Genomic DNA, 24,783 nt, shown 5'->3' on the forward strand with positions numbered 1-24,783 from the left:
CCATCTCATTGAAACAAACGTATTCCCCGGGCCGCGACCGCACAATGGCGCAGCTCTCAATGCCTGGGGAAACGCCATGAAACGCACCGCCTGTCTTGCCTCCCTGTTGCTCAGCCTGGCCGCGCCCGTCGCGCTGGCCGCCTATCCGGAACGCGCCATCACCCTGATCGTGCCGGCCGCAGCGGGCGGCAACGCCGACATCACCGCACGGCTGGTGGGCCAGGAAATGAGCCGCCAGCTGGGCCAACCCGTGGTCGTGGAAAACCGCGTCGGCGCGGGCGGCCGCATCGGCACCCAGGCTGTGGCGCGCGCGGCGGCCGACGGCTACACCATCGGCTATGCCCACGTCGGCACGCTGGTGCTGCACCGGTTCCTGTTCAAGCAGCAACTCTACGACCTGGACCGCGACATCGCCGCCATCGGGCTGGTGGCCGAAACGCCCAACGTCATCGTGGTGAACGCGTCCTCGCCCTATCGCGACTTGAAGGGGTTCATCGAAGCCAGCCGCGCCCAGCCGGAGCGCCTGACGATGACCTCGGCCGACCCGGGCACCACCAGCGAAGTCGGGGTCAAGCTCTTCATCGCCCAGACCGGCGCCGCCGTGCGCCAGATCCCGTACAAGGCCACGGCTGCGCAGTTGTCCGACCTGCTGGGCGGCCATGTCGATTCCATGATGGAAAACCTGCCGCCGCTCATCGGCAACCTGAAGGACGGCCGCCTGCGCGCGCTGGCGGTCACCACCAAGACCCGCGCCGCCTCCAATCCGGACGTGCCGACGGTGGCGGAGCAAGGCTATCCCGATTACGAACAATCGGCCTGGAGCGCGCTGGTCGCGCCCGCCGGCACCCCGCCCGAGGTCATCGCGCGGCTGAACGCGGCGATGAACGCGGCGCTGCGCTCGGACAGCGTCAGCAAGGAACTGCGCAGCCGCTCCCAGGAACCGCTGGGCGGCACGCCGCAGGACGTACAGAACCAGATACGCAAGGAGCTGCCCAAATGGGAAGGCATCATCAAGGCCGCCGGCACCACGCTGGATTGAACCGGATCCCCACACGCGCAGGAGCCGCCGCATGGCCACGGTAAGCCGCGAGGACTTCTCCTGCGCCGCGGCGACCAACGCGTCGGCCTACCGGCGCGTCACCATACCGATGCTGCGGATCGAGGCGGGGCCTGGCCCCGCCGTCGCCTTGATGGCGGGCGTGCATGGCGACGAATGGGAAGGCCAGGCCGCCATCCTGGAACTGTGGCGCCTGCTGCCCGGCATCCTGCGGCGCGGCACGGTCTACCTGCTGCCCGCGGCCAACGCCGAGGCCTCGCTGGCAGGCACGCGCCTGTCGCCGTCCGACGGCGGCAACCTCAACCGCGCTTTTTTGGGAGCCCCCGCGCGCGGCTACACGGAGAGCGTGGCCGCCGCGCTGGAAGCCCGGCTGTTGCCGCGCATACAGGCGCTGGTGGACGTGCACAGCGGCGGCGCGTCGCTGCGCTACCTGCCCTCGTCGGTCATCACGCGCTACGGCAATGATGCCTACGACGAACGCCTGCCCGCCCTGGCGCGCGCCTTCGGGCTGCCCGACTGCATGTACTTCCGCGGCACGGAGTCCGGCTCCATGCCGGCCGCCGCCAGCCGCCACGGGGTGCTGCGCCTGAGCGCCGAGATCGGCGGGGGCCGCGAAACCAGCCAGGCGCTGGTCGACCGCTGCCGCGACGGCCTGCTGGGCTGCCTGGGCGAACTCGGCCTTTTGCCCGACCGGCCGCCCGCGCGCCGCCCCGAAGTCCGCCTCTACGACCTGGACGTCCCCGCCGCCACCGTGCGCGCCAGCGAGGCCGGCGTGTTCGTGCCCGCGGTCGAACTGGGGCAACAGATCAATGCGCGCCAGCGCGTCGGCCAACTGATGGAACCCGCCCGACCCGATACCGCGCCGCGCGCCCTGACCAGCCTGCAAGCCGGCACCGTCGTCTGCCTGCGCTCCATCGCCCGCAGCGACGACGGCGATTGCCTGATCCAGGTCGCGCCCGCCCTTCCCCTCGATTCCCTAGCCTCGAAGTACTGACACATGCAGATGAACCCTAGCTTGTCCGGCCTGCGCTGCATCCGTTGCGCCAGCCTGTGGCCGCCAGCCGATTACCCAGAAGGCTGCCCCAGCTGCCTGGAAGCCGGCCACCCCGCCAGCCTGGAATGCCTGTACGAACCCTCGGCCGACGGCGCCATGCCCCTGCCGGTGCTGAACGCCGTCACGCTGGGCGAAGGCGCCACCCCCTGTCTCGCCGTGCCCGCGCTGGCGCAGACCGAAGGCGTGGGCCAGCTCTGGCTGAAATGCGAAAGCGCCAACCCCACCGGCAGCCACAAGGACCGCATGGCGGCCCAACTGGTGTCGCGCGCGCGCCTGGCCGGCGCCACCCGCGTGGCGGCCGCCTCCAGCGGCAATGCCGGCGTCTCGCTGGCCGCCTATTGCGCCGCCGCGCGGCTGGAGGCCGACATCGCCATCACCAGCAATTGCCCGCCCTTGCAGCGCGAGGCCATGCAGCGCTTCGGCGCCCGGCTCACCGCCTTCGAGGACAGCCTGAGCCGCTGGCCCCATGTCGAAGACCTGTGCCGCAACCGCGGCGCCTTCGCCGGCACCAACTATCTGAATCCGCCTGTCGGCACCCACCCCTACGGCGTGGAAGGCTACAAGCCCATCGCGCTGGAAATCCTGGAAAGCTGCGGCGTCCCCAGCGACATCGTGGTGCCCACCGCGCGCGGCGATCTGCTGTGGGGCATCTTCCTGGGCTGGCAGCATCTGCTGCAAACCGGCCGCATTGCGCGTCTGCCGCGCCTGCACGCGGTGGAGCCGTACGCCCGCCTGTCGCGCGCCCGCGCAACGGGCGACGCGCGCAAGCAATGGGACGGCGTGACGGACCAGTATTCGATCGCAGGCAGCACCAGCACGCTGCAGTCGCTGGAAGCCTTGACGCGCTCGGGCGGCACGCCGGTGGAGATCTCGGACGCCGCTGCCGCGCAAGCGCAGCAGCGGCTGGAACGCATGGGCCTGGCGAGCGAACTGTCGTCGGCCGCGGCGCTGGCTGCCGTGTCTCGGCTGCGGCGCTCGGGCCTGCTGGACGCGGAGTCGTCCGTGGTATTGATCGTGACCTCGGACGGCCGCCGCGGCTAGCGTCCCGGGAACGGCTTCGGCGCGCTAGACGCCGAAGCTCTCCACCAGCGGCGCCAGCGCGCCGCGCAGGCAGGTCGCCCAGAACTTGCCCGCCTCGGACAAGGGGCGGCTGCCGTGCAGGATCATGTGGCATTCGAAATGCACCGGCGCGGCCAGCGGGCGGTAGCACAAGCCCGCCGCCGCCATGCCGACCGCCGTCGCAGGGTTGGCGATACCCACACCGTGTCCCGCCAGCGCCAGTTGGCACACCGTGCTTGAATATGGCGTCTCGATGGCCACCTTCAGGCTTTGCCCCGCCTGCGCCAACAGCGCGTCCAGGCGCTTGCGCGAGCCGTCCTCGGCGTTCAGCGCGATCACGTCGGCGTCGGCCAGGTGCGAAAAATCCACTTGTTCCAGCCGCGCCAGCGGATGCCCCTTGGGAAAGACCGCCACGGCGCGCAGGCTGGCCAGCCGATGGCCGCGCAAGCCTTCCAGCTCGGATTCGTCGGCCACCGCCGCCAGGTCCAGTTCGCCCGACACCACCATGTCGCGCAAGGTATTGGAATCCCGGATCTGCAGATACAGGCCGGTATCGGGATAGCGTTCCCGAAAGCGCGCGATGGAGTCGCTGATGATGGCGCCGCTATAGGCATGGATGCAGCCGATGCGCAGCCGCGGCTGCGCGGCGCCGCGGATGGCGCGGATCTTGCGGCCCAGGCTTTCCAGCCCGACATTCAGGCGGCGGATTTCTTCATACAACAGCGTCGCCTCGGGCGTGCGCTGCATGCGCTGGCGCACGCGCTCAAACAGGCGCAGCTCGATGCTGGCTTCCAGTGCCGCCAAGGTCGCGCTGACGGTGGCGGGCGACACGTCCAGCCGCCTGGCGGCGGCGGTGACGCTTTCCGTTTCGTAGACGGTGCGGAAGGTCTCGACCTGCTTGAGCGTGAAGGTCATGGCCGGATCGCGCTGCGCTCAGATGCGTTGCAGGTCCAGCAACACGCGCCGGGTCGACAAGGGTCGGCCCGCCAGGATTTCGGCCAGCCGTTCGCGCAGGTCGCGGCGCAGGGCCGGCTCGATCGCCGCATCGTCGAAATCGGGGGGATCCTCGTCCACGCCATAGCCGGTCTCGCGCAGCAGCGTCCATTCGAAACGGCGCAGCGCGCCCGCAGCGCGGGTGCCGCCGGACAGCTGCTGCAAGGCGAAGTCGTAAGCGTCGAACAGCAGCGGGTGGGCGTCTTCGCGCGGCAGCAGCCGCAGCAGCAGCTCGTTCATGTACCAGGCCGACATCAGCGCGGTGCCGGTCAGCGGGCGGATGCCCGCGATCTCGGCGCGCGTCAGCGTCTTGACCTCGCCATTGCCGGTCCACGACAGCAGCAGCGGCTGGAACGCGGACAGCACGGGACGCAGGACGGAATACGGGCGCTTGGCGCCCTTGGCGACCATGGCCACACAGCCGTGATCGCGGGAGAAAGTCTGAACGATGAGGGATGTCTCACGCCACGCTGTGGCGTGCAACATATATCCGGGGCGATCCTGGACGCGGGGCGCCCGTCTACTCATAGCCCAGATCGCGCAGCGCACCCTCGCGGTCGGACCAGCCCTTGCGCACCTTGATGTAGACCTCCAGGTGCACCGGCTTGTCCAGCAGCTTGGCGATGTCCTGCCGCGCCTCCGTGGCGATGCGCTTCATGTGCATGCCGCCCGCGCCCAACAGGATGGGCTTGTGGCTGTCGCGCTCGACCACCACGCAGGCATTGATGCTGGCACCCTTGCTGGTCTCTTCCCATTGCTCGATGACGACGGTACAGCCGTAGGGCAGTTCGTCGCCGACCAGGCGGAAGATCTTCTCGCGCACCAATTCGGCAGCGATGAAGCGCATGGGACGGTCGGTCAGCGTGTCTTCCTCGAACATCGGCTCGCCTTCCGGCAGGCGCGACGCGATTTCCTCCAGCAGCTGGTCCAACTGCTGGTTCTTGGTGGCGCTGACGGGCACCACGGCGCCGAACGGATGCAGCGCCATGATCTTGGAGACGAAGGCGAACAGGTCGTCGCGGTTCTTCAGTGCGTCGATCTTGGAGACGACCAGGATGGTGCGCTCCGGCGCGGGCAAGAGCGGCAGCAGCTTGGCATCGCCCTCGGACCATTTGCCGGCTTCCACCACGTGCACCACCACGTCCACGTCGGCCAGGGCCTGCGTGACCACGCGGTTCATCATGCGGTTCATGGCGCCGCCATGCCGCGTCTGGAAACCGGGGGTATCGACGAATACGAACTGCTCGTGCTCGCGCGTCAACACGCCGTGGATGCGGTGGCGCGTAGTCTGCGCCTTGCGCGACACGATGGAAATCTTGGAACCGATCAGGGCGTTCGTCAGGGTGGACTTGCCCACGTTGGGGCGGCCCACGATGGCGACGAAGCCGGTACGAAAAGGGGTATCGCTCATTTAGTCTCTTGAGCCACTGCCACCGGCAGCGACAATTGCGCGGTTTTGCGCGCCTTGCCCGACTTGCGGGCAGCCTTGGTCGCCGGGCTGACGGCCAACGCGGCCTCCAGCGCCAGCTTGGCCGCCGATTGCTCGGCGGCGCGGCGGCTGGCGCCAGGCGCCATCACCTTGATCTCGAGCGCCGGAATGGCGCACTCGACTTCGAACTGCTGGCTATGGGCCGCGCCATGCGTGGCGACCACCGTGTATACCGGCAGCGCCAGCTTGCGGCCCTGCAGGAATTCCTGCAGCAAGGTCTTGGCGTCCTTGCCCAGGGTCTTGGGATCGACCGAGGCCAGCACCGGCTGGTACTGGCGCACGATCACGCGGCGGGCGGCGTCGAAGCCTGCATCCAGGAACACGGCGCCGAACAGGGCCTCGACCGTGTCGGCCAGGATCGAAGGACGGCGGAAACCGCCGCTCTTCAATTCGCCCTCGCCCAGGCGCAGATACTGCGACAGTTCCAGCCGCTGGGCGATATCCGCCAGCGAGGCCTGCTTGACCAGATTGGCCCGCAGGCGCGACAAGTCGCCTTCGTCGATCTTGGAATAACGCTCAAACAGCATCGCTGCAACGACGAAGTTCAGCACGGAATCCCCGAGGAATTCCAGGCGCTCGTTGTGGCGCGCGCCGTGGCTGCGATGCGTCAGCGCCTGTTCGAGCAATGCCGGATCACTGAAGTGGTGGTCCAGGCGGTTTTCTAGCGTGGCTAGCGACATAATCAGTTGAACCGGCCGATGCGGCTGAGATCGCTGAAATTCATCCAGATGAAGAACGCGCGTCCGACGATATTGGCTTCCGGTACGAAGCCCCAGTATCGGCTGTCAGCGCTGTTATCCCGATTATCGCCCATGGCGAAAAACTGCCCCTCGGGTACTTTGCAGCGTACCCCATTTCGGCTGTATTGGCAGTTCTCGCGGAAGGGAAATGGCGGCATCGGCCTATATTCCTGCGGCGTGGCCTCATCCAGCAGGATCTGGTGCTCAATTTCGCCCAATTTCTCTTTATATTGCGCGATATACGAGACACGATCTGGCTCGAAATAGTCGCCGTCGCGCACATGCGGCACCAATTCGCCGTTGATGTAGAGCTTTTTGTCCAGGTAGGCGACCTCGTCGCCCGGCAGGCCGACCACGCGCTTGATGTAGTCGATGTTCGGATCCACGGGATAGCGGAACACGAACACGTCGCCGCGCTGCGGCTTGCCCACGTCGATGACCTTCTTGTCGATGACCGGCAGGCGCAGGCCATAGCTGAACTTGTTCACCAGGATCAGGTCGCCCGATTGCAGGGTCGGCAGCATGGAGCCCGACGGAATGCGGAACGGCTCGACCACGAACGAGCGCAGCATGAACACGAACAGAATGACGGGGAAGAAGCTGACGGCGTATTCGATCCACCACGGCATGCGGCGCGCAGCGTCGCCGGCTTCGCGGCGCAGGCGCTCGGCTTCCTGGGCGTCGCCGACCAGGGCCGCATCGTATTGCGCCATTGCCGCCTGGGCCCGGCGTTCACGGCCCTTGCGCAGCACTGCCAGATCAAGCACCCAGATAAAGCCGGTCAACACCAGCAAAATAAAAAGAATCAGGGCAAAGTTCCAACTCATCAGCTAACCGCCTTCTTTGGGTTTTATTTGTCTTCCACCTGCAGGATGGCCAGGAACGCCTCCTGCGGAATTTCCACGCTACCCACCTGCTTCATGCGCTTCTTGCCGGCCTTCTGCTTTTCCAGCAGCTTCTTCTTGCGCGAGATGTCGCCGCCGTAGCACTTGGCCAGCACGTTCTTGCGCAGCGCCTTGACGTTTTCGCGCGCGATGATTTCGGCGCCGATGGCGGCCTGGATGACCACATCGAACATCTGGCGCGGAATCAGGCCGCGCATGCGCGTGACCACGTCGCGGGCGCGGTGGCGCGCGTTGCTGCGGTGGACGATCACGGCCAACGCATCGACGCGGTCGTTGTTGATCAGCAGGTCCACGCGCACCACGTCGGCCGAGCGGTACTCCAGGAACTCGTAGTCCATCGAGGCGTAGCCGCGTGAGACCGACTTCAGCTTGTCAAAGAAGTCCAGCACGATCTCGGCCAGCGGGATCTCGTACACCAGATGCACCTGGCGGCCGTGATAGCTCATGTTGACCTGCACGCCACGCTTGTTATTGCACAGCGTCATGACAGGACCGACGTAGTCCTGCGGCATGAACAGCGTGACCTTCACGATGGGTTCGCGGATGTCGGCGATCTTGCCGATCTCCGGCATGCGCGACGGGCTTTCCACGGTGATCACGGAACCGTCGCGCTGTTCGACCTCGTACACCACCGACGGCGCGGTGGTGATGATGTCCATGTCGAATTCGCGCTCCAGGCGCTCCTGCACGATTTCCATGTGCAAAAGACCCAGGAAGCCGCAACGGAAGCCGAAGCCCAGCGCCTGCGATACTTCCGGCTCGAACATCAGCGCGGCGTCGTTCAGCTTGAGCTTTTCAAGCGAATCGCGCAGCTGGTCGTATTCGGAGCTTTCCACGGGGTACAGGCCCGCGAACACCTGCGGCTTCACTTCCTTGAAGCCGGGCAGCGGCGCGGCCGCGGGCTTGTTGGCCAGGGTGACGGTATCGCCCACCTTGGCGTCTTCCAGCTGCTTGATGCCGGCGATGATGAAGCCCACTTCGCCCGCCGACAGATGCGGACGCTGCTGCGACTTCGGCGTGAACACGCCGGTCTGCTCGCACAGGTGGGTGGCGCCGGACGCCATCAGCAGGATCTTGTCCTTGGGCTTGAGCACGCCGTTGATGATGCGCACCAGCATCACCACGCCCACGTAGTTGTCGAACCACGAATCGATGATGAGGGCCTGCAGCGGCGCGTCGGGATCGCCCTTGGGCGGCGGCACGCGGGCCACGACCATTTCCAGGATCTCGTCGATGCCCATGCCGGTCTTGGCGCTGGCCAGCACCGCCTGCGAGGCGTCGATGCCGATTACGTCCTCGACTTCCTGGCGGGCGCCGTCGGGATCGGCCTGCGGCAGGTCCATCTTGTTCAGCACCGGCAGGACTTCCACGCCCAGCTCGATGGCGGTGTAGCAGTTGGCCACGGTTTGCGCTTCCACGCCCTGCGAGGCGTCCACCACCAGCAGCGCGCCTTCGCAGGCCGACAGGGAACGGCTGACTTCATACGAGAAGTCCACGTGTCCCGGGGTGTCGATCAGGTTCAGGTTGTAGACCTTGCCGTCCTGCGCCTTGTAGTGCAGGGCCGCGGTCTGGGCCTTGATGGTGATGCCGCGCTCGCGCTCGATTTCCATGGAATCGAGGACCTGCGCCGACATCTCGCGATCCGCCAATCCGCCGCAGCGCTGGATCAGGCGATCGGCCAGGGTCGATTTGCCGTGATCGATGTGGGCAATGATGGAGAAGTTGCGAATATGCTGCATGCTTGAAGTTATAAGGGACGGAACACTCGGCACTGGGCCGGAAGACACCGCCGCCGGAATACGCACGGCTGACGAGGAGGGTGCCAACGGGCCTGGCCCGGGCAAAACAAGGGGGCGCCATGCGCCCCCTCTTGCGGCAACCAGGCATTTTAGCCGGTCTTGCGCCTTTTTTCTGCGGACTCGGAGGACGGGCCCGGCATTACTTCGATGCCGGCACCGCCACCCACTGCGTCTGGTCGCCGCGGCGCACCAGCAGCCCCGCCGCGCGGCCCTTGTCCAGCTTGGCCACGAGCTCGCCGAACTGCTTGGCGCCGGTGACGTCGGTGTCGTTCAGGGCCAACACGATGTCGCCTTCCTGTAGGCCGGCCTTGGCCGCGGCGCCTTCGGCCACCTTGACCTGGACGCCGCCCTTGATGCGCAGCTTCTTCTGCACGTCGGCCGGCACGTCGACCACGCCCAAGCCCAGCGCATTGGTGACTTCCGGCACCGGCGGCGCGCCCTTCTTGCTGGCGCCCGCGGCCTTCTCGGTCGGGATCTCGCCCACCTTGACCGACAGCGTCAGGTTCTTGCCCTTGCGCCACACTTCCATGTCGGCGCGCGTGCCCGGCTTGGTTTCGCCCACGATGCGGGGCAGGTCGGACCAGCGCTTGATGGGTTCGCCGTTGAACTTGAGGATCACGTCGCCCGGCTGCACGCCTGCCTGCTCGGCGGGGCCGTCGGCTTCCACGCTGCTGACCAGCGCACCCTCGGCCTTGGGCAGGCCGATGGCTTCGGCCACATCCTTGCCGACTTCGCCGATCTGCACGCCGACGCGGCCGCGCGTGACCTTGCCGGTGGCGCGCAGCTGGTCCACCACGCGCATGGCTTCATCGATGGGAATGGCCAGCGAAATGCCCATGAAGCCGCCGCTGCGCGAAATGATCTGGGAATTGATGCCCACCACTTCGCCCTGCAGGTTGATCAGCGGACCGCCCGAGTTGCCCGGGTTGACCGCAACGTCGGTCTGGATGAACGGCAGGTATTCGCCGGTATCGCGGCCGATGGCGCTGACGATGCCGGAGGTCACGGTGGAATCCAGGCCGAACGGCGAACCGATGGCCAGCACCCACTGCCCCTTCTTCAGCTGCTTGGGATCGCCGATGACCAGGGGGGTCATGTCCTTGGCTTCGATCTTGATCAGCGCCACGTCGGTGCGCTCGTCCGTGCCGATGACCTTGGCCTTGAACTCGCGGCCGTCGGTCAGCGTGACGTAAATGTCCGTCGCGTCCACCACCACGTGGTTATTGGTCAGGATGTAGCCGTCGTCGGAAATGAAGAAGCCGGAGCCCACGCCGCGCGGCACGGTGCGCTCTTCGGGCTGCGAAGGCTGCGGGCGCTGGCGTTGCGACGGGCCCGGCTGGCCGCCGCCGGGCGGTTGGAATTCGGGGCCGAAGAACCAACGGAACAGTTCATAGGGATCGTTGCCGCCGCCGGGACCCATGCCGCGCACCGGCACCGTGGCCGTCGTGCGGATGTTGACGACCGCAGGGTCGGCCTTTTCGACAATGCTCGTGAAATCAGGCAGCGCCACCGTCGGCGCCTGGGCGATGGCGGCAGGCGCGTAGGCGCCGGCCATCATGACGCTGGCCGCGGCCGCCACCAGAAAGCGCCGCAAAAAAGCACTCGACACTGTCATTGCTTTCATAAGTGTTACTCCGAAATTGCTGCTTGCCACACCCGGCCGATCACTTGGAATCGGCCCCGGGCGCTGCCGCCGCAGGCGCGGCGGGCACATATTCAGTGGCTTGCGCCAGCTGTTCCAACGTCGCGAGGGGCACTTCGCCCACGGCGGTCAGCCAGAAATCAGCGATGCGCGTGCCGTAGACCGTGATCGCCCCGCGCTGCGCGGCGCCATGGGGAGGACGGTGACCGCGCTGGCTGTCGTAGGGTTCGATGAACACGGAAATGGCCGCCAGTCCATCGGACAATACCATCTGGTTGACCGTGATGCCCTTCCCCATCGAACGGGCCACCTGCATGACGGCCTTGAACCCCTTGGGCGCCGGGATGCGCCAGCCTTGGGCGGCCAGATCCACCGGCTTCATGGAGGGTTCCAGCACCTTCCAGTCGCGCGTGCTCCAGCGCGAGGTCAGCAACTGGGGGTCGACTTCCGAACCCAGCCGCAGCGAGGTGAACGACACCTGCTCGACCACGCCGCGGGCGGCATTCAGCGTCTGGGCCTTGAGCAGCAGATTGGTTTCGACGTCCGCGCACAGCCGGTAGCCGTAACGCAGCTTGTCCAGCGGTTCGATCGTGATCAGGCGGCACTCGCGCCCGGCCACGCGGTGCAGGGCGGATTCGGCATGGATCTTGTAGTGTTCGGACAGGTTGGCCGCCTCGCCCAGCAGCAGGCCGGGGAAGCGGTCGCCGCGGCGGCGCTCCAGCAGCACGGTCTTGCGCTCGGGGAGGAGACACTGCACGTCTTCGTTGTGGCGCAGGTACTCGCGGGGTTGGCCGTCGAGGATTTCCAGGCGTTCGCGTTCGCCGGTGCCGTCCACCACGTGCACCAGGCGCGAGGACTGGATCGTTTCACCCTGCTGGTACATGAAGACGCCCGCGTAGTCCTGCTTGCGGGCGGCTTGTTGGATGCGCGTCAGCAGCTGAACCACGTCATCGGTGGCAGCAGGCGCGGCATCGGCTGCGCGCGCGGGTTCGTGCGCAGCCAGGAAAGCGGTCAAGAGCGTTGCGGCAAACCAGCCGGCGCGGTGGGCCTGCAGCGTGGCGGCCCGGCCCAGCACCGGCCAGCGCGATGGAAGCACCAACGCCATCAGCGCCCCACCCCGGTGTCGAACGACACCTGGCGCACAGCGCTCGGGCCGGCCATCTGGCGATGCGCTTCCAGGTAGTCGCGCAAGCCCGAATCGTCGGCGGCCGCGGCCGGCGAGCTGGCATCGGCCAGTACGCGGACTTCGGTCGCAGGTTCGCCGGTCAGGTAAGGCTGCGCCACCCAGGCGACGGTCGCCACGGCGGCGGCCACCGCCAGACCGGACAAGCCGACTCGCAATGGCGAGCGGCGCCGAGGCGCCGCAACAATGGGCAATTCCGCGTCCAGCGCCCGTGCCAGGCGGGCCTGGAAGGCCGCGCTGGGGGTCAGCGCCAGATCGGCGTTGCGCAGGGAATCACCGATCAGATGATAGGTGTCCCAGGTCTCGCGCCCCTCGCGGGACAACAAGCCGGGAAAGATGTCGTCGGATTCCTCTCCGTCCATCCAGGCGGAAACCGACTCCTCCCAGGAGGACTCGGCGATCACAACGGATTTGGCTGCTGTTTGCATGACTGCCACTCCTTACCAGCGACGCTCGGCATCGGTGCCTAGCAATGGACGCAACTTGACGGCGATGGCTTCGCGCGCACGAAAAATGCGGGAACGCACCGTACCGATCGGGCAATCCATGCTCTGGGCGATGTCTTCGTAACTCATACCTTCGATTTCACGCAGGACAATTGCGGTACGCAACTCTTCAGGCAATTCCTCAATCGCGGCGTTCACCGTCTCGGCGATTTCGCGGCTGGCGACCATGGACTCCGGCGTGCTTATATCGGTTAGGTTGTCGGTTTCGTTAAAAGTTTCACCGTCTTCCGTTTCTATCGCATTGGGCGCGCTGGGACGCCGGCCCTGCGAGGCCAGCCAATTGCGCGCCGTATTGATGGCGATCCGGTACAGCCAGGTGTAAAAGGCGCTTTCCCCACGGAACTGGGGCAAGGCGCGGTAGGCCTTGATGAAAGCCTCCTGGGCCACGTCCTCGATTTCCGAGGGGTCGCGGATCATGCGGGCCAGCAGACGGAGAATCTTGCGCTGGTACTTGAGCACCAGCAGGTCGAAAGCCTTCTTGTCGCCCCGCTGGACGCGCGCGACAAGCTCGGCGTCGACTTCGCGCTCGCTCATGACGCCTCCCGCAGACTGGGCGCCGGACGGGCGGGCCGCGCCGCGCCGGCCAGCAGGCACAGGCGCCGCCAGGACTCGGGGCGCAACGTCCGTTGCCAGACGGTGAGGGTGATTGTGCTGTTGGTAAAGGCCGTACTCCCGGTGGACAAGGGCTGCAAAGTGAGCGTCAGCCAGCGGGGACCGCGCTGTTCTTGCAACAGCCTTGCGTCCTGCCAGCCTTGCGGCAGGCGTACCTGCCAGCTCCCTGCCCCGGCTGCCGCACGCAATGCGGATACGGGGGACAGGCTGCTTCGTGCCGAGTGTAACAGCCTGGCCAGCACAAGCAGGAGCGCGATTGCCGCGCCCGCTGCCCATGCCATACCGTGCCAGAACGCCGCCGTCAGCACGCAGGCGCCGGCCGCGGCCAGCGCCAGACCCAAAAGCGCCATGGCGCTTCCTGGCCGCCTGACAGGCACGCGAAACGCCCAGCGTTCCCCGAGCGCCTCTTCCAAATCAGACCCGGCGAACGGCCATCGAGCCGTTGGTGCCGCCGAAGCCGAACGAGTTGGACAGGCCGACATCGATCCTCATCTGCCGCGCCTCGTTGGCGCAGTAATCCAGATCGCATTCAGGATCTTGATTGAAGATGTTGATCGTGGGCGGCGAGATCTGGTTGTAGACCGCCAGGGTCGTGAACACCGCCTCGATGCCGCCGGCCGCGCCGAGCAAGTGCCCGGTCATGGACTTGGTCGAATTGACCACCAGCTTCTTGGCGTGGTCGCCGAAAGCCAGTTTCAGCGCGTCGGTCTCGTTCTTGTCGCCCAGGGGCGTCGAAGTGCCGTGGGCGTTGACGTACTGCACGTCTTCGGCATTCAGGCCGCCGTTGCGCAGCGCGTTCAGAACGCCGCGGCGCGGGCCGTCCTTGTCGGGAGCCGTGATGTGGTGAGCGTCCGAACTCATGCCATAGCCTGCCAGCTCGCCGTAGATGCGCGCGCCGCGCTTCTTGGCGTGTTCGTATTCTTCCAGCACCAGTACGCCTGCACCCTCGCCCAACACGAAGCCGTCGCGGTCGCGGTCCCAGGGACGCGATGCCGTTTCAGGATCGTCATTGCGGGTCGACAAGGCGCGCATGGCGGCGAAACCGCCAATGCCCAGCGGCGACACGGTCGACTCGGCGCCGCCGGCCACCATGACGTCGGCATCGCCGTACTCGATCAGGCGCGCGGCATCGCCGATGCAATGCAGGCCAGTGGTGCAAGCCGACACCACCGCGTAGCTCGGCCCCTTCATGCCATACGTGATGGACAAGTGGCCGGAGATCAGGTTGATCAGCGAACCCGGCACGAAGAACGGCGAAATGCGGCGCGGTCCCTTGGCCAGATATTCAACCTGCGTTTCCTCGATGCGCGGCAGGCCGCCGATGCCCGAGCCCACGATCACGCCGATGCGTTCCGCGTTGGCTTCGGTGACTTCCAGACCGCAGTCGCGCCATGCCTGCATCCCGGCAGCCAGGCCGTAATGGATGAAGGTATCCATCTGGCGGGCTTCCTTGGCCGAGATATAGGTGCTGATGTCGAAGTCTTTGACTTCGCCGGCAATATGCGTGGTGATGGCCGAGGGATCGAAACGGGTGATACGGCTGATGCCAGAACGTCCGTTGACGATATTGTCCCAAGCGGTGGTCAAGTCGTTCCCGACGGGAGAAACGATACCCAGGCCAGTGATGACGACACGTCGCTTCACGGATGACTCCTCAAACAGACAAAAGAAAGGCGGTTTTCGGGATGCGCTGCACGTGCGGCCCACGCGAAAGCGGGTCGGGCATTACAACGCCCTTCCCGCATGCGGACCGCACGGCAAATTCCTGAAACCGCCCCGATTTCCCGGTTGGCTGCGACGGACGCCGCAAGGCAACCAGAAGGGTAAAAGCCCAGCTTACTGCTTGCCGTGCGAATTGATGTAGTCAATCGCTTGTTGCACGGTCGTGATCTTTTCGGCCTCTTCGTCGGGGATCTCGGTCTCGAATTCGTCTTCGAGCGCCATGACCAGTTCGACCATGTCGAGCGAATCGGCACCGAGGTCGTCAAGGAAGGAGGATTCGTTCTTGATCTCGGCTTCGTTGACGCCAAGTTGTTCAGCGACGATCTTCTTGACGCGCTGTTCGATGCTTTCCATGCAGATCTCCAATTGGGAAAAATCCCGCGAATTATAGCCAAGCGCGGAGTTTTGCGACGCCTGGCCGTGACAAAAATAACACCGCGCACTTGATCTGTCGCCGGGAGTGGCGCAGGAAACCGGTGTGCGGCGTTTCCGGTTGAACCTCGCGTTGCCTCGCCGTTTGTATCCGGCGACGGCTTGGCGGAACTGGCCGCCTACGCGCGATTCGTGACTTATTGCATGTACATCCCGCCGTTGACGTGCAGGGTGGTGCCGGTAATGTAACCCGCCTGCGGCCCGGACAAAAACGCCACGGCGTGGGCGATGTCGGCGGGCGAACCCAGGCGGCCCAGCGGAATCTGCTGCAGCAAGGCGGCAGTTTGATTTTCGCCCAGCGCGCGCGTCATGTCGGTATCGATGAAACCAGGCGCGACGCAGTTCACGGTGATATTGCGGCTGCCCAGTTCACGCGCCAGGGCGCGCGACATGCCTGCCACGCCGGCCTTGGCCGCCGCGTAGTTGGCTTGGCCCGGGTTGCCGCTGGAACCCACCACGGACGTAACGTTGATGATGCGTCCCCAGCGGGCCTTCATCATGCTGCGCAGCACGGCGCGCGACAGACGGAAAACCGAAGCCAGGTTGGTGTCGATGACGGCCGACCAGTCCTCATCCTTCATGCGCATTGCCAGCGTATCACGGGTGATGCCGGCGTTATTGACGAGGATGTGGGGACCGCCGCCTTCCTTGCCCAGCGCGTCGATCAGCGCATCGCAGGCAGCTGCGTCGGTCACGTCCAGCACCACGCCGCGGCCGCCCAGGGGCGCCAGCGCTTCGGTGATGGCGGCGGCGCCCGACTCGGACGTGGCGGTGCCGACGACGGTCGCGCCGCGCGCGGCCAGTTCCTGGGCGATGGCGCGGCCGATGCCGCGCGTGGCGCCGGTCACCAGCGCGATCTTGCCCTGCAGTTCGATCGAGGTGTTGTCCATGTTCTTAATTTCCGTTGACGGCGGCCAACGCCGCTTCAAGCGAAGCAGGATCGGTAATGGCCATGCCCGTGAGTTCGGGGTCGATGCGCTTGGTCAGGCCGGCCAGCACCTTGCCGGGACCGCATTCGATGACGTGCGTGACGCCTTGCGCCTTCATCGCGCGCAGGGTTTCCACCCAGCGCACAGGATGCCACGCCTGACGCACCAGCGCATCCCGGATTGCATCAGGTTCGACAGGCGAAGCCACGTCGACGTTGTTGATCACTTGCACCTGCGGCGCGGACACCGTCACGCCGGCCAGCGCACCGGCCAGCACATCGGCGGCGGGCTTGAGCAGACTGGAGTGGAACGGCGCGGACACCGGCAGCAGCAGCGCGCGCTTGGCGCCTGCAGCCTTGGCCAGTTCGCATGCGCGCTCGACGGCGGCCTTGTGGCCCGCGATCACGACTTGCGCGGGCGCGTTGAAGTTCACGGCTTCGACAACCTCGCCCTGGGCGGCGGCTTCGCAGGCGGCGCGCACGGCGTCGTCGTCCAGGCCCAGGATGGCGGCCATGGCGCCGGTGCCTACCGGCACGGCGGCCTGCATGGCATCGGCGCGCACGCGCACCAGGCGCACGGCATCTTCAAGTGCGAGCGAGCCCGCAGCCGTCAGCGCGGCGTACTCGCCCAGGCTGTGGCCGGCCACGACGTCGGGCTTGCGGCCGCCGGCGGCACACCAGGCTGCGTAGAACGCGGCGCCGGCGGTCAGCATGGCGGGCTGGGTATTGGTGGTCAGGTTGAGCTGTTCCGCGGGGCCTTGCGCGATCAGCGCGCCCAGGTCCTGGCCCAGCGCCTGCGAAGCGCGCGCCACGGTGTCCGTGACGGCCGCGACGCCGGACCAGGCGTCCAGCATGCCGACAGCTTGGGAACCTTGGCCAGGGAAGACAAAAGCGATTTTCATGTTTGACCGTTTGGATTGATTCAGTGTCTGTGTGGAATGCCAGGCACATCGTTCCGGCGGCCGCGGCGCCAAGCGCCACGCCGCGCCGGAGCGCGCCCTTACATGCGGGCCAGTACCGAGCCCCAGGTGAATCCGCCGCCCACGCCTTGCATCAGGATCAACTGGCCCGGCTTGACGCGGCCGTCGCGGCGCGCGGCGTCCAGGGCCAGCGGCACGCTGGCGGCGGACGTGTTGGCGTGGCTGTCGACGGTGACGACGACCTTCTCGACCGGCACGGCAAGCTTGCGCGCCAGGAAATTCAGGATGCGCACGTTGGCCTGGTGCGGGATCAGCCAATCGACGTCGGCGATCTCGATGCCCGCCTCGGCGCAGGTGTCGCGCGCGGAACGGTCCAGCACGGTGACGGCCTGCTTGAACACGGCCTGCCCGTCCATGCGCAGGAACGGATCGCCGGTCACGTCGCCGTAGGCAACGTTGCCCGCGGCGTTCAGGATCTTGGCCTGGCTGCCGTCGGCGTGCAGCTGCGCGGCCAGGATGCCGGGCTTGTCGGAAGCCTTGAGCACCACGGCGCCAGCGCCGTCGCCGAACAGCACGCAGGTGGAGCGGTCGTTCCAGTCCAGGATGCGCGAGAAGACTTCAGCGCCGATGACCAGCGCGCAGCGCGCGCGGCCGGCCCGGATGAAGCTGTCGGCGGTGGTCATCGCGTAGACGAAACCGCTGCACACGGCCTGCACGTCGAATGCCGCCGACCCCTTGGCGCCGATATTGGACTGCACGATGCAGGCGGTGCTCGGGAACACGAAGTCGGGCGTCGAGGTGGCCAGGACGATCAGGTCGACCTCGGAAGCGTCCACGCCTGCGTCAGCCAGCGCGCGGCGCGAGGCCTCGGTCGCCAGCATGCTGGTGGTCACGCCGCGCTCAGCCAGATGGCGCTGGCGGATGCCGGTGCGTTCGACGATCCATTCGTCGGAGGTGGCGATGTCGCGCGTCGCCAGCTCCGCCGCCAGTTCGTCATTCGAAACCACGCGTTCCGGCAGGAAGCTGCCGGTGCCCGCGATCACGGAATATTTCATTGCGGTATCCATCAAGCGGTGTCCCCAGCCACGTTGGGCGACGACACCGAGGGGCCTTCGCCAGATTGAACGCGCTTGGTAATCTGAGCGACCGTCTCGGCGGTGCGCTCCAGCAGTTTACTCACTACGGCTTCGCGGGCGCGCTGCAACGCAAATCCATAGGCGTAGACGTCCGCGGAACCATGGCTCTTGATGACCACGCCGCGCAGGCCCAGCAGCGCGGCGCCGTTATAGCGCCGGTTGTCGACGCGGGTGCGCAGGCGGTTGAGCACCGGCTTGGCCACCGCGCCAGCCAGCAGCGTGATCAGATTGCGTTTGAACTCTTCGCGAATGACGCTGGACAACATCTTCGCCAGCCCTTCGACGGACTTGAGCACGACGTTGCCGACGAAACCGTCGCAGACGACGACGTCGACCGTGCCTTTGAATATGTCATTGCCTTCCACGTTGCCGTAGAAGTTGAGCGGGCTGTTGCGCAGAAGCTCGGCGGCTTCCTTGACGACTTCGTTGCCCTTGATGACTTCTTCGCCGATGTTGAGCAGGCCCACCGAGGGGCGCTCGCGATGGTCCACCGCCTGCGACAGCGCGGCGCCCATGATGGCGAACTGGAGCAGGTGCTCGGCCGTGCAGTCCACATTCGCGCCCAGGTCCAGCACCGTGGTGGCGCGGCCCGTCTGGTTCGGAATGGACGTGGCGATCGCGGGGCGGTCTATGCCGTCCAGCGTCTTGAGCACATAGCGTGAAATGGCCATCCACGCGCCGGTATTGCCCGCGGAAACGCAGGCGTCGGCGCGCCCGTCCTTGACGGCCTGGGCGGCCAGGCGCATGGAGGAGTCTTTTTTGCGGCGCAGGGCGACCTCGACCGGGTCGTCCATGGTGACGACTTCGGAAGCCGCCACGATCTCAATGCGATCACGCGCCACGCCGCGGTGCTCGGAGAGCGCCGCTTCAATAGCGTCGGGAAGCCCGACCAGCAATAGCCGGGTATCCGGAAATTGCCGGGCGAACTCGATCGCAGCCGGAATCGTGACGGGCAGACCGAAGTCTCCGCCCATACAGTCTATGGCGATGCGTATCACGGGTGCCAGGTATCAGCGCTCAGCCGAAATGGTCCGAGTACGAGTTCGGCCCGGGGGCCTTATTCGTCGGCCTTGGTCTTCAGGACCTTGCGGCCGCGGTAGAAGCCGTTGGGGCTGATGTGGTGACGCAGATGCGCTTCGCCCGTGTTGGGTTCGATCGCGGTCGGCGGGTTCACCAGAAAATCGTGCGAGCGGTGCATACCGCGCTTGGACGGGGACTTCTTGTTTTGTTGAACGGCCATGATGACTCCTAGAAACGGGGCGCATTGTACGCGATGCGGCCCGATGTTGATCTCAATCTTTGTGCTTCAGTTGTTCCAGCACCGCAAACGGCGACGGACGCTTGACAGCGGGCTCCTCGGGAGAAGCTTCGCTGACCTTGGCCAGCGCGCCCGGGCATACATCATGCTTGGGCACATACGGAACGCTCAGAATGAGCTCATCTTCGATCTGGGCCAGCAGATCAAAATGATGCGAACCCACCACCTTTTCAGGCAGGTTGGACACAAAACCATTTCCTTCTTCGTCCTCGTCGTCCTCGCCGGATGGATCCCCGTAGGAAGCATCGTCGTCGAGATCGGCTTCGGACTTGACCAGCTGCAAAAGGACTTCGCTGTCGATCGGATACACGAACGGCTCATTGCACCGTTGGCACACCAGCACCGGATTCGCCTGCACGTGAATATGCAGAAGCGGCCGGCCCATCAGAAGACCAGTCCTACCCATTTCGCCGCGCACGGACCACGTCACGAGTCCGGCATCGCCCTGCGGTTGTTCGGGCAGCCCGTCAACCACGCGCGTAAGCCGCACAAGAGGTATGGCTCCTTGCGCTTCCTTGCCCATCTGGGCAAATGCGTATGCATCGATGCGCTTGATGTTCAGTCCTTTGCATTCGCGGGGCTGCTCATGGGGACTACTCATACCCATGATTTTGCCGAGGTCGCTAAGCTTCGCCATCGGCTTGCTCGCGCGCCCATTCATGCAAAAATCCCGCAAAACGTTAGATAATACTGTGACTTACGCTTTAACGTCAAATATCGCATGCCTTCCAAGCCCAGCCTGATCCTCGCGTCCAGCTCGCGTTACCGCAAAGAACTGCTGTCCCGCCTGCGCCTGCCTTTCACGGCGATTTCCCCCGATGTAGACGAAACGCCACACTCCGGTGAAACGCCCGAAGCCCTGGCGTTGCGCCTGTCCGTCGCCAAGGCCATGGCGGTCGCGGCCAATCACCCCGGCAGCATCGTGATCGGCTCGGACCAGGTGGCCACCGTGGACGGACAGCCCATCGGCAAACCGGGGGATTTCCCGCGCGCCTTGGCGCAATTGCGGGCCCTGTCGGGTCAAATCGTGGAATTCCACAGCGCCTTGGCGGTCACCGACGGCCAGCGGGTGGAAAAAGCCGACATCGTCACGCGCTGCCGTTTCCGGGCATTGTCGGACCGCGCGATCGAGGCCTATCTGCGCGCCGAAGAACCCTACGATACCGCAGGCAGCGCCAAGGCGGAAAGCCTGGGCATCGCCCTGATGGAAAGCATCCAGAGCGACGATCCCACCGCCATCATCGGCCTGCCGTTGATCGCGCTGACCGGCATGCTGGCGCAGTTCGGCCTGGATCCGTTGGACGCCCTCGGAGCACCCGCATGAGCGGCGCGCTGCACCTGATCCCGGTCGGCCTGGGCGACGCCCCGCCCGAGCGCTGGCTCCCCGCCGAGGTCCGTACCCTGGCAGGCCGGCTGGACACCTACATCGCCGAAAACGCCAAGACCGCGCGCGCCTTCCTCAAACTGATCGGCACCATCCGGCCGCTGCAGGAAATCACCATCCACACCCTGAACGACAAGGTCGACGCCGCCCAGATCAAGGCCTGGCTGGAACCGGCGCTCAAGGGCGCGGAGATCGGCCTGGTCTCGGAGGCTGGCTGCCCCGCGGTCGCGGATCCGGGCGCCAAGGTCGCGGACGCCGCCCACCGCCTGGGCATCACGGTAAAACCCTGGGTCGGCCCCTCTTCCATCCTGCTGGGCCTGATGGCCAGCGGACTGGACGGCCAGCGCTTCGCCTTCCACGGCTACGCGCCGGTGGACCCGGCGGAACGCGCCAAGCAGTTGCGCGCCTGGGAGCAGCACTCGGCCAAGCACAACCAGACCCAGCTGCTGATCGAGACCCCCTATCGCAATGCCGCCATGTACGCCACGCTGCTGGCCAGCCTGAAAGGCGACACCAAGCTGTGCGTGGCGCGCTCGGTCACGACTGCCGACGAATGGATCGTCACCCGCAGCGTGGCGGACTGGAAGAAGCAGCCGGCGCCCCAGCTCGACAAGCTGCCGACACTGTTTCTCTTCCTGGCGCGCTGACCCATGCGCCGCCTATTGCTTGCGCCGCTTGCCGCGGCCGTTCTGGCAGGATGCGCCGCGCGCGGCCCCGCCGGCCTGGACCTGGACACCTCGATCACCGCGGTCGGCCAGGCCAGCCGGGTGCGCAGCATCGTGCTGCACTACACCAGCGTCGATGACGCCCGTTCGATGGAATTGCTCTCCAAGGGCAAGGTCAGCTCCCATTACCTGGTGTACGACTCCGGCCGCGTCTACCGGCTGGTCGACGAGAACCGCGCCGCCTGGCATGCCGGCGCCAGTTCCTGGTATGGCAACATCGCCATGAACAGCACGTCCATCGGCATAGAAATCGTCAACCCGGGCTGGACGGAGGGCCCCGACGGCAAGCCCGTCTGGCATCCCTATAACGACCGCCAATTGCGCGCATTGACCATATTGCTACGTGATATTGCGCAGCGCCACGGCATCACACCCGAAAACATCGTAGGCCATAGCGATATCGCGCCTCAGCGCAAGGTGGATCCCGGCCCCCTATTCCCGTGGAAAATGCTGGCCGAGGCGGGAATCGGGCGCTGGTACGACGAAACCGGGGCTGCCGAGCACCTCGCGCGCCTGCAGGCCCAGGGCATCCCGGACGTGGCATGGTTCCAGAAACAGTTGGCGCGGCTAGGCTATGCATGTCCACAGGACGGCACGCTGAACCCGGCCACGATCGGTGCGCTGGCGGCCTTCCAGATGCACTACCGGCCGGCGCTGTACGACGGCCAGCCGGACGCGGAGACCGCCGCCATCATGCTGGCGATGCTGTAGCAACGCGCGGCGCTATCGCCTGCCGCGCAGCCAGGCGACCAGCCGCCAGCCCAGCAGCAAGGCCAGCACCGCGGCGTACAGCGCGGGCTGCGCCAGGTCGTTCTTGCCAGCCTTGTGCCACCAGTAATGCAGCACCGCCAGCAGGCCGATGGCATAGATGGCGCGATGCAGGCTTTGCCAGCGCTTGCCCAGCTTGCGCATGGCCCACTGCGTGGAGGTGGCCGCCAGAGCGGCCATCAGCACGAACGCCGCGAATCCCGCCATGATGAAGGGGCGTTCGCCGATATCGCGCAGCATGCCTGCCGGATCGAAGCCGCGGTCCCACCAGACCCAGGCCATGAAGTGCATGGAGCCATAGAAGAACGCGAATAGCCCGCACATGCGCCGCAGACGCACCAAGGCAGGTTGGCCGGTCAGCCGGCGCAGCGGCGTGATAGCCAGGGTCACGAGCAGGCAGACCAGGGTCCAGGTGCCCGATGAACGGGTCAGGAACTCGACCGGGTTCGCCGTCAGCCCGTTGTTCGCGCCCAGCCAGATCCAGCGCACGAACGGCGCCAGCCCCAGCAGGAACAGGAACGGTTTGAAGCGCCCCACGGTCTTGGCGGAAAGCGGGGTTTTGCGCGGCGGCGCGGCCGGAGCCGCCTGCGGAGTGCCGTCAGGCATGGAATCGCCTCAGTAGTTCGCCTTCAGGTCCATCCCCTGGTAGAGCGACGCCACCTGCTCGGCATAACCGTTGAACATCAAGGTCTTGCGCTTGGGCGAGAACAGCCCGTCCTCGCCGATGCGGCGCTCCGTGGCCTGGCTCCAGCGCGGATGTGGCACGTCGGGATTCACGTTGGCGTAAAAGCCATACTCCTGCGGCGCGGCCTTGATCCAGGACGACACGGGTGGCTTTTCAACCAGGCGGATCTTGACCAGGGACTTGGCCGACTTGAAACCGTACTTCCAGGGCACCGCCAACCTGAGCGGCGCGCCATTCTGGTTCGGTAGCACTTTTCCGTAAACGCCGAACACCAGCATGGCCAGGGGATTCATGGCCTCGTCGATGCGCAGGCCTTCCACATAAGGCCATTCCAGGATCGCGGCGCGCACGCCTGGCATGTTCTCGCGCTGCACCGCAGTCACGAATTCGACGTACTTGGCGTTGCCCGTGGGCTCGACCTGCTTGAGCAGCGCCGACAGCGAATAGCCCACCCACGGAATCACCATGGACCAGCCCTCGACGCAGCGCAGCCGATAGACGCGCTCTTCCATCGGCGCCAGCTTGAGCAGTTCTTCGATGGAAAAGGTGCGCGGCTTGCCGACTTCGCCCTCGACGCTCACGCTCCAGGGGCGTGTCTGCAACTTGCCGGCATTGGCGGCCGGATCGCCCTTATCCACGCCGAACTCGTAGTAGTTGTTGTAGGACGTTACGTCGGCCAGCGTCGTCTGCTTATCCATGACGCTCAAGCCTGCATTGAGCTTGCCCGGCAGGGCGCCGGCCTCCTGGGCGTGCGCGCTGCGCATGCCCCACCCCGGCAGGCTCGCTGCGGCCGCGACCGTCCCGGCGCGCAGCATCAATTCGCGGCGCGAACGCCAGACGGCCTCGGAGGTGATCTCTGACGGAAGAATATCGTCGGGCTTGCGTATCAACATCATGGTCTCCGGTGTGGCGCCCGCAGGATCATGGACGCGCCCTGCGCAAGCCATGGACGCCGCGCCGCCCCATGATATTCCGCAGCAGCCGGCGCTTGCGGGTATTTTCTATAGACCCGCACGGACGGCCGGCGTTCCGCGCCCGGACGGTGTGCGCCCGGAGAATCCCGGGCGCCAGGCGGCTAGACGCGCGGCAGCAGCCATTCGCGCACCTTGGGCACGCTCTCGAGCACCGCCTGCGGCGAACAACCCTCAAGTTCCTTCAGCGTATGAGCGCCATAGGTCACGCCCAGACCGTGTACGCCGGCATTGATCGCCATCTGCAGGTCGTGCGAGGTGTCGCCCACCATCACCACCCGGTCCGGCTCCACGTCCAGCTCCTGCATCAGTTCGTGCAGCATCGCGGGATGCGGCTTGCTGAAGGTTTCGTCGGCGGTGCGGGTGGCATCGAACAGCGGCCCCAGGCCGGTCGCGGCCAGCGCGCGCGTCAGGCCCACCCGGCTCTTGCCGGTAGCCACCGCCAGGCGCACGTTCTGCCCCGCCAGTTCAGTCAGCAGTTCCTGCACGCCTTCGAACAGGCGCAATTCCGGATCGCGCAGCAGATAGTGCGTGCGGTAGCGCTCCAGGAAGCGCGGCAGCATCGCCTGGGTCAGTTCCGGCACCGCGCGGCGCAGGGCGCTTTCCAGGGACAGGCCTATCACCCAGCTGGCGTCGGATGCCGAAGGCACCGCCAGCTCCAGGTCGCGGCAGGCGCCCTGGATGGCGGCCACGATGCTGTGCGTGGAATCCATCAGGGTGCCATCCCAGTCAAAAACGACCAGCGAATACGACAT

At 66.1% G+C, this 24,783-nt stretch carries 28 protein-coding genes; 6 read left to right on the forward strand and 22 right to left on the reverse strand.

The window, feature by feature from the left end; all coding sequences use genetic code 11:
• The first annotated feature begins 76 nt into the window (after positions 1 to 76).
• Genes N5C88_RS10645 through N5C88_RS10655 form a run of 3 tightly spaced genes read left to right on the forward strand, consistent with a single transcriptional unit; the run spans position 77 to position 3,152 of the window.
• A complete protein-coding gene (locus tag N5C88_RS10645; protein ID WP_280015293.1) occupies positions 77 to 1,039 on the forward strand; it encodes a tripartite tricarboxylate transporter substrate binding protein in 963 nt (320 codons plus the stop codon).
• A 31-nt stretch (positions 1,040 to 1,070) separates the two neighbouring features.
• On the forward strand, positions 1,071 to 2,051 hold the full coding sequence (locus tag N5C88_RS10650; protein ID WP_059374761.1) for a succinylglutamate desuccinylase/aspartoacylase family protein: 981 nt from the start codon (positions 1,071 to 1,073) through the stop codon (positions 2,049 to 2,051).
• Between the two features lie 3 nt (positions 2,052 to 2,054).
• Positions 2,055 to 3,152, forward strand: a complete 1,098-nt coding sequence (locus N5C88_RS10655; protein WP_280015294.1) for a pyridoxal-phosphate dependent enzyme — start codon at positions 2,055 to 2,057, stop codon at positions 3,150 to 3,152.
• A gap of 24 nt (positions 3,153 to 3,176) precedes the next feature.
• On the opposite strand, the gene N5C88_RS10660 is transcribed toward N5C88_RS10655, so the two are convergent.
• The 19 genes from N5C88_RS10660 to N5C88_RS10750 form a co-directional block, all read right to left on the reverse strand.
• Complete coding sequence (locus N5C88_RS10660; RefSeq protein ID WP_280015295.1) at positions 3,177 to 4,085, reverse strand: LysR family transcriptional regulator; 909 nt, start codon at positions 4,083 to 4,085, stop codon at positions 3,177 to 3,179.
• A gap of 18 nt (positions 4,086 to 4,103) precedes the next feature.
• The gene (gene recO, locus N5C88_RS10665) at positions 4,104 to 4,691 is read right to left on the reverse strand and encodes a DNA repair protein RecO (RefSeq protein WP_118931839.1); all 588 of its coding nucleotides are present in this window, start codon (positions 4,689 to 4,691) and stop codon (positions 4,104 to 4,106) included.
• A complete protein-coding gene (gene era / locus N5C88_RS10670) occupies positions 4,684 to 5,574 on the reverse strand; it encodes a GTPase Era (protein ID WP_059374765.1) in 891 nt (296 codons plus the stop codon). The genes recO and era overlap by 8 nt, the downstream gene beginning before the upstream one ends.
• The gene (gene rnc, locus N5C88_RS10675; protein WP_042792396.1) at positions 5,571 to 6,332 is read right to left on the reverse strand and encodes a ribonuclease III; all 762 of its coding nucleotides are present in this window, start codon (positions 6,330 to 6,332) and stop codon (positions 5,571 to 5,573) included. Before rnc ends, era begins: the two co-directional genes overlap by 4 nt.
• Positions 6,333 to 6,334: 2 nt before the next feature.
• A complete protein-coding gene (gene lepB / locus N5C88_RS10680) occupies positions 6,335 to 7,219 on the reverse strand; it encodes a signal peptidase I (protein ID WP_280015296.1) in 885 nt (294 codons plus the stop codon).
• Positions 7,220 to 7,242: 23 nt separating this feature from the next.
• A complete protein-coding gene (gene lepA / locus N5C88_RS10685) occupies positions 7,243 to 9,036 on the reverse strand; it encodes a translation elongation factor 4 (protein ID WP_280015297.1) in 1,794 nt (597 codons plus the stop codon).
• 199 nt (positions 9,037 to 9,235) lie between these two features.
• Positions 9,236 to 10,720, reverse strand: coding sequence for a DegQ family serine endoprotease (locus N5C88_RS10690; RefSeq protein ID WP_118931841.1), 1,485 nt, complete (start codon positions 10,718 to 10,720; stop codon positions 9,236 to 9,238).
• Between the two features lie 40 nt (positions 10,721 to 10,760).
• Positions 10,761 to 11,843, reverse strand: a complete 1,083-nt coding sequence (locus tag N5C88_RS10695) for a MucB/RseB C-terminal domain-containing protein (protein ID WP_118931842.1) — start codon at positions 11,841 to 11,843, stop codon at positions 10,761 to 10,763.
• Positions 11,843 to 12,349, reverse strand: coding sequence for a sigma-E factor negative regulatory protein (locus tag N5C88_RS10700; RefSeq protein ID WP_054450617.1), 507 nt, complete (start codon positions 12,347 to 12,349; stop codon positions 11,843 to 11,845). Before N5C88_RS10700 ends, N5C88_RS10695 begins: the two co-directional genes overlap by 1 nt.
• A 12-nt stretch (positions 12,350 to 12,361) precedes the next feature.
• A complete protein-coding gene (gene rpoE / locus N5C88_RS10705) occupies positions 12,362 to 12,961 on the reverse strand; it encodes an RNA polymerase sigma factor RpoE (RefSeq protein WP_013392230.1) in 600 nt (199 codons plus the stop codon).
• Positions 12,958 to 13,389, reverse strand: a complete 432-nt coding sequence (locus N5C88_RS10710; RefSeq protein ID WP_223283229.1) for a hypothetical protein — start codon at positions 13,387 to 13,389, stop codon at positions 12,958 to 12,960. The genes rpoE and N5C88_RS10710 overlap by 4 nt, the downstream gene beginning before the upstream one ends.
• A 64-nt stretch (positions 13,390 to 13,453) precedes the next feature.
• Positions 13,454 to 14,683 carry a beta-ketoacyl-ACP synthase II gene (gene fabF, locus N5C88_RS10715; RefSeq protein ID WP_280015298.1) on the reverse strand — a complete coding sequence of 410 codons (1,230 nt, stop codon included), beginning with the start codon at positions 14,681 to 14,683 and terminating at the stop codon, positions 13,454 to 13,456.
• Between the two features lie 192 nt (positions 14,684 to 14,875).
• Positions 14,876 to 15,115: an acyl carrier protein gene (gene acpP, locus N5C88_RS10720; RefSeq protein WP_003813816.1), complete on the reverse strand. Its 240-nt coding sequence runs from the start codon at positions 15,113 to 15,115 to the stop codon at positions 14,876 to 14,878.
• Positions 15,116 to 15,330: 215 nt separating this feature from the next.
• Complete coding sequence (gene fabG / locus N5C88_RS10725) at positions 15,331 to 16,083, reverse strand: 3-oxoacyl-ACP reductase FabG (RefSeq protein WP_059374778.1); 753 nt, start codon at positions 16,081 to 16,083, stop codon at positions 15,331 to 15,333.
• A gap of 4 nt (positions 16,084 to 16,087) precedes the next feature.
• Positions 16,088 to 17,023: an ACP S-malonyltransferase gene (fabD, locus tag N5C88_RS10730; protein ID WP_054450614.1), complete on the reverse strand. Its 936-nt coding sequence runs from the start codon at positions 17,021 to 17,023 to the stop codon at positions 16,088 to 16,090.
• A gap of 98 nt (positions 17,024 to 17,121) precedes the next feature.
• Positions 17,122 to 18,108: a beta-ketoacyl-ACP synthase III gene (locus N5C88_RS10735; RefSeq protein WP_118931844.1), complete on the reverse strand. Its 987-nt coding sequence runs from the start codon at positions 18,106 to 18,108 to the stop codon at positions 17,122 to 17,124.
• A complete protein-coding gene (gene plsX / locus N5C88_RS10740; protein WP_280015299.1) occupies positions 18,108 to 19,175 on the reverse strand; it encodes a phosphate acyltransferase PlsX in 1,068 nt (355 codons plus the stop codon). The genes N5C88_RS10735 and plsX overlap by 1 nt, the downstream gene beginning before the upstream one ends.
• A gap of 59 nt (positions 19,176 to 19,234) precedes the next feature.
• Entirely contained in the window at positions 19,235 to 19,417 is a 183-nt protein-coding gene (gene rpmF / locus N5C88_RS10745) for a 50S ribosomal protein L32 (protein WP_013392223.1), read from the reverse strand.
• 52 nt (positions 19,418 to 19,469) lie between these two features.
• On the reverse strand, positions 19,470 to 20,096 hold the full coding sequence (locus N5C88_RS10750; protein ID WP_280015331.1) for a DUF177 domain-containing protein: 627 nt from the start codon (positions 20,094 to 20,096) through the stop codon (positions 19,470 to 19,472).
• Between the two features lie 120 nt (positions 20,097 to 20,216).
• On the opposite strand from N5C88_RS10750, the gene N5C88_RS10755 reads away from it, so the two are divergent.
• The 3 genes from N5C88_RS10755 to N5C88_RS10765 are packed head-to-tail and all read left to right on the forward strand — an operon-like array spanning position 20,217 to position 22,315.
• The gene (locus N5C88_RS10755) at positions 20,217 to 20,819 is read left to right on the forward strand and encodes a Maf-like protein (protein WP_118931845.1); all 603 of its coding nucleotides are present in this window, start codon (positions 20,217 to 20,219) and stop codon (positions 20,817 to 20,819) included.
• Positions 20,816 to 21,526 carry an SAM-dependent methyltransferase gene (locus N5C88_RS10760; RefSeq protein ID WP_280015300.1) on the forward strand — a complete coding sequence of 237 codons (711 nt, stop codon included), beginning with the start codon at positions 20,816 to 20,818 and terminating at the stop codon, positions 21,524 to 21,526. The genes N5C88_RS10755 and N5C88_RS10760 overlap by 4 nt, the downstream gene beginning before the upstream one ends.
• Before the next feature lie 3 nt (positions 21,527 to 21,529).
• Positions 21,530 to 22,315: an N-acetylmuramoyl-L-alanine amidase gene (locus N5C88_RS10765; RefSeq protein WP_118931846.1), complete on the forward strand. Its 786-nt coding sequence runs from the start codon at positions 21,530 to 21,532 to the stop codon at positions 22,313 to 22,315.
• A 12-nt stretch (positions 22,316 to 22,327) separates the two neighbouring features.
• Here the strand turns inward: N5C88_RS10765 and msrQ are convergent, their stop codons facing one another.
• The 3 genes from msrQ to N5C88_RS10780 all read right to left on the reverse strand — a co-directional run bounded on the left by msrQ (position 22,328) and on the right by N5C88_RS10780 (position 24,783).
• Positions 22,328 to 22,978, reverse strand: a complete 651-nt coding sequence (gene msrQ, locus N5C88_RS10770; RefSeq protein WP_118931847.1) for a protein-methionine-sulfoxide reductase heme-binding subunit MsrQ — start codon at positions 22,976 to 22,978, stop codon at positions 22,328 to 22,330.
• Positions 22,979 to 22,987: 9 nt separating this feature from the next.
• Positions 22,988 to 23,950, reverse strand: a complete 963-nt coding sequence (msrP, locus tag N5C88_RS10775; protein WP_280015332.1) for a protein-methionine-sulfoxide reductase catalytic subunit MsrP — start codon at positions 23,948 to 23,950, stop codon at positions 22,988 to 22,990.
• A gap of 182 nt (positions 23,951 to 24,132) precedes the next feature.
• Complete coding sequence (locus tag N5C88_RS10780; RefSeq protein ID WP_059374797.1) at positions 24,133 to 24,783, reverse strand: HAD family hydrolase; 651 nt, start codon at positions 24,781 to 24,783, stop codon at positions 24,133 to 24,135.

The sequence above is a fragment of the Achromobacter sp. GD03932 genome (genome assembly GCF_029839485.1).
GTDB classification, from domain to species: Bacteria; Pseudomonadota; Gammaproteobacteria; order Burkholderiales; family Burkholderiaceae_B; genus Achromobacter; species Achromobacter bronchisepticus_A.